This window comes from Bradyrhizobium sp. PRIMUS42, from assembly GCF_023006515.1.
Classification (GTDB): Bacteria; Pseudomonadota; Alphaproteobacteria; order Rhizobiales; family Xanthobacteraceae; genus Bradyrhizobium.
On record NZ_JALBGZ010000818.1, the window covers coordinates 1 to 2,562 of the forward strand.

General features: G+C 64.6%; 2 protein-coding genes. Both read left to right on the forward strand.

Annotated elements, in window-relative coordinates; translation table 11 throughout:
* Positions 1-197, forward strand: a 197-nt coding sequence (locus MOV75_RS34130) for a chaperone NapD (protein ID WP_247007535.1), incomplete at its 5' end; no start/stop codon positions are given.
* Between the two features lie 16 nt (positions 198-213).
* Positions 214-2,562: nitrate reductase catalytic subunit NapA (gene napA / locus MOV75_RS34135; RefSeq protein WP_247007536.1), on the forward strand; the 2,349-nt coding region annotated here is incomplete at its 3' end.

Sequence of the window (2,562 nt, forward strand, 5' to 3'; positions counted from 1 at the left end):
AGCATCTCGCCGAGCTCGAAGCCGAGATCACCGCGCTGCCGGGCTGCGAGATCCACGGCCGCGATCCGCGCGGCAAGCTTGTCGTCGTGACCGAAGCGCCCGATGCCGGCAGCCTCGGCACCATGCTCAACACCATCCAGTCGCTGCAACACGTCTATTCCGCCGCACTGGTCTTCCACGCCATTGAAACCGCCTGAGTCAGGAAGAGCCATCATGATATCGCCCAAGCTCGACCGCCGCCAGATGCTGAAGCTCGAGGCCGCCGCGATCGCGGCCGCCGCCGCTGGCATGCCGGCTCCGGCGCTCGCCGCCAATCTCGTTACCGAGCGCAACAACAGCGAAATGAAGTGGGACAAGGCCGCCTGCCGTTTCTGCGGCACCGGCTGCTCGGTGATGGTCGGGACCAAGGACAATCGCGTCGTCGCGACCCACGGCGACATCAAGGCCGAGGTCAATCGCGGCCTCAACTGCGTCAAGGGCTACTTCCTCTCCAAGATCATGTACGGCCACGACCGCCTGACCCAGCCGATGCTGCGCAAGACGAACGGCAAATACGACAAGAACGGCGAGTTCACGCCGGTGTCCTGGACCGAAGCCTTCGACATCATGGAGCTGAAGTGGAAGGAGGCGATCAAGAAGCGCGGGCCCAACGGCGTCGCGATGTTCGGCTCCGGCCAGTGGACGATCTGGGAAGGCTATGCCGCCTCGAAACTGTTCAAGGCCGGCTTCCGCACCAACAACATCGACCCCAATGCGCGGCACTGCATGGCGTCCGCCGTCGCCGGCATGATGCGGACCTTCGGCATCGACGAGCCGTCAGGCTGCTATGACGACATCGAGGCGACCGACGCCTTCGTGCTGTGGGGCTCCAACATGGCGGAGATGCACCCGATCCTGTGGACGCGTCTGGCCGACCGCCGTCTCTCGGCGCCGCATGTCCGCGTCGCCGTGCTCTCGACCTTCGAGCACCGCTCGTTCGACCTCGCCGACATCGGCATGGTGTTCAAGCCGCAGACCGACCTCTACATCCTCAACGCCATCGCCAACCACATCATCAAGACCGGCCGGGTCAACAAGGACTTCGTCGCCGCACATACGGTGTTCAAGCGCGGCCAGACCGATATCGGCTACGGCCTGCGCCCGGAGCATCCGCTCCAGAAGAAGGCGACGGGCGCGTCGAAGCCCAACGACTCCACCGACATCAGCTATGACGAGTTCGTCAAGTTCGTCTCGGAGTACACGTTGGAGAAGGCCGCCGAGATGTCGGGCGTGCCGCTCAACCGGCTGGAGGCGCTCGCCGAGCTCTATGCCGATCCCAAGACCAAGGTGGTCTCGTTCTGGACCATGGGCTTCAACCAGCACACCCGCGGCGTCTGGTGCAACAACCTCGTCTACAACATCCACCTTCTCACCGGAAAGATCTCCTCGCCCGGCAACAGCCCGTTCTCGCTGACCGGCCAGCCCTCGGCCTGCGGCACCGCGCGCGAGGTCGGCACCTTCTCGCACCGCCTGCCCGCGGACATGGTCGTGACCAACAAGGCGCATCGCGACCACGCCGAGCACATCTGGCAGCTGCCCGAAGGCACCATTCCGGACAAAAACGGCGCCCACGCCGTGCTGCAAAGCCGGATGCTGAAGGACGGTCTGATCAACGCCTATTGGGTGCAGGTCAACAACAACCTCCAGGCCGGCCCCAACATCAACGAAGAGACCTATCCCGGCTTCCGCAACCCCGACAATTTCATCGTGGTCTCGGATGCCTATCCCTCGGTGACCGCGCTTGCCGCCGACCTGATCCTGCCGACCGCGATGTGGGTGGAGAAGGAAGGCGCCTACGGCAACGCCGAGCGGCGCACCCAGTTCTGGCATCAGCTCGTCTCCGCGCCGGGCGAATCGAAGTCCGATCTCTGGCAGCTCATGGAGTTCTCCAAGCGCTTCAAGATCGAGGAGGTCTGGCCCGAGGAGCTGATCGCCAAGAAGCCGGACGTCCGCGGCAAGACGCTGTTCGACGTGCTCTACAAGAACGGCCAGGTCGACAAATTCCCTGTAACCGACATCGAGCCCGGCTACGCCAACGACGAATCCAAGGCCTTCGGCTTCTACGTCCACAAAGGCCTGTTCGAGGAATATGCCCAGTTCGGCCGCGGTCATGGCCACGACCTCGCGCCGTTCGACACTTATCACCGCGAGCGCGGCCTGCGCTGGCCGGTGGTCAACGGCCAGGAGACGAAGTGGCGCTTCCGCGAGGGCAGCGACCCCTACGTCAAGCAGGGCGCCGAGGTGCAGTTCTACGGCTACCCCGACGGCAAGGCGCGTATCTTTGCGCTGCCGTTCGAGCCGGCGGCGGAATCGCCCGACAACGACTATCCGTACTGGCTCTCGACCGGCCGCGTGCTGGAGCACTGGCACTCCGGCACCATGACGCGCCGCGTGCCCGAGCTCTTCAAGGCCTTCCCCGAAGCCGTCTGCTTCATGCATCCTGACGACGCGTCGGAAGCCAAGCTCCGGCGCGGGGATGAAGTGAAGGTGGTCTCCCGCCGCGGCTTCATCCGCGCCCGGGTG